The sequence below is a fragment of the Mesorhizobium sp. M7A.F.Ca.CA.002.04.1.1 genome (genome assembly GCF_004022805.1).
In the GTDB taxonomy this organism is placed as follows: Bacteria; Pseudomonadota; Alphaproteobacteria; order Rhizobiales; family Rhizobiaceae; genus Mesorhizobium; species Mesorhizobium ciceri.
In genome coordinates this window covers 1-1,430 of the sequence record NZ_RZPL01001027.1, presented here as the reverse complement: position 1 = coordinate 1,430, position 1,430 = coordinate 1, and the positions used below count along the sequence as shown (strand labels likewise).

At 62.0% G+C, this 1,430-nt stretch carries 2 protein-coding genes and 1 pseudogene; 1 reads left to right on the top strand and 2 read right to left on the bottom strand.

The genetic code is table 11. The features are described from left to right. Positions 1-233, top strand: a pseudogene (locus tag ENZ75_RS31740) (hypothetical protein); the annotation flags it as partial. Positions 234-516: 283 nt separating this feature from the next. Here ENZ75_RS31740 and ENZ75_RS31735 read toward each other — a convergent pair. Together ENZ75_RS31735 and ENZ75_RS31730 are read right to left on the bottom strand one after the other, a co-directional pair. Next, entirely contained in the window at positions 517-1,176 is a 660-nt protein-coding gene (locus ENZ75_RS31735; RefSeq protein ID WP_013528674.1) for a response regulator transcription factor, read from the bottom strand. Next, the coding region (locus ENZ75_RS31730) for an ATP-binding protein (protein ID WP_348630647.1) at positions 1,173-1,430 on the bottom strand (258 nt) is incomplete at its 5' end. The genes ENZ75_RS31735 and ENZ75_RS31730, both read right to left, overlap by 4 nt.

Here is a 1,430-nt window from a genome sequence, read left to right as displayed (position 1 = left end):
ACAGTGGCAACAACGGCAAATCAGGATCCAGTCAGGGTAAGAGCGGGAGCCATGTCAATGCAAAGACCGGTGACAAGGTCGACGTGACCGGCAACAAGATCACAGTCAGGCATCCCGACGGCATAACGGAAAAGCTCGAGAACGGTCGTTTCAGCATGAAGGACGCTCTCGGTCGCACGATCATCGACCGCCAGGCCACGCCGGCCGATGCCAATCGTCTCAAGGCCTTGTGAAGCTGGCCAACAGGCAACGGTCAGCTTTGCACGTCACCTCCGCCGCCCCCCGGCGGAGGTGACCTCGTTTCCGGCCGGCGTCGTCCCGGTTTTCGGCACCGCAATGGCTGCGGTCCCGAGGCGCGACGCGCTTTTGCGCAATCCGGGACGGGAAACCGCTGCGCATTTCTTCGGACCTGCCCAGAGCAATTCTAGAAAAAGTGTGAAGCGGTTTTCCCGTTCCCTTGGGAATTGCGTCACAGAGTTAGAGCAGCTCGCCGTTTCCGTGAAACGGTGAAATGCTTTAGGAAGGCCTGTCGCGGTCGCGCCACTCACGCATCATCAAGGCCGCTTCGGTGCGATTTCGCACATTGAGCTTCGACAGCACTCCGGTCATGTGATGTTTGACGGTCTTCTCCTGCAACTCAAGCCGCAAGGCGACTTCCTTGTTGCTCAGCCCCTCCGCCACCAGCCGCAGGATTTCCGTTTGCCGATCGGTGAGCTGCCGCAGCCGTTCCGCCAAGCCGTCGGTCGGCTGCTGGGACTGGAGATCCGAAAGCAGCCGGGCCGATAGTGTCGGCGAGAGATAGCTTTCGCCGGCTGCGACATTGCGCAGGATGTCGGCGAGGCCGCGCGATCCGACGCCTTTGAGGACATAGCCATTCACCCCTGCGTTCAGCGCCTTGGTCACATCGGCATTGGCCTCCGAGACGGTCAGCATGACGATCTTCTGGGCGGGATGGTTGGCGAGGATGCTTGCGACCGCGCTCAGCCCGCCGCCCGGCATCGAGATGTCGAGCAGCAAGATGTCGGGCCGCATCGTCGCGGCGAGGCGTTCGGCATCCTGCGCCGTGGCGCCCTCGCCAACCATCTCGAAGCCTCCGATCTCCGACAGGCTGCGCGTCACACCTTCGCGAAAGAGGGGATGATCGTCGACAATGGCAATGCGAATGGTCCCAGTCATGCTTGCTCCTCGACCGACAGACGGATCACCAAACGCGTACCTTGCGGCCCGGTCAAGGTTTCGAACTGTCCGCCAATGCTTTCGACCCGTTCCCTGAGGCCGGCGAGCCCGAGGCCCTCGACCCGTGCCGTCGGATCGAAACCCGGCCCGCGGTCCGACACTTCGACAAAAAGCCTGCCACCTTTCATCCCGGCACTCACCGCCTGATCCTTGCCTAGCCCGTGGTGATAGGCATTGTTCAGCCCTTCCTGGAC

Bases quoted from the DNA above. Each gene is read 5' to 3' on its own strand.
- ENZ75_RS31735 (WP_013528674.1), bottom strand. From the start codon at position 1,176: ATGACTGGGACCATTCGCATTGCCATTGTCGACGATCATCCCCTCTTT.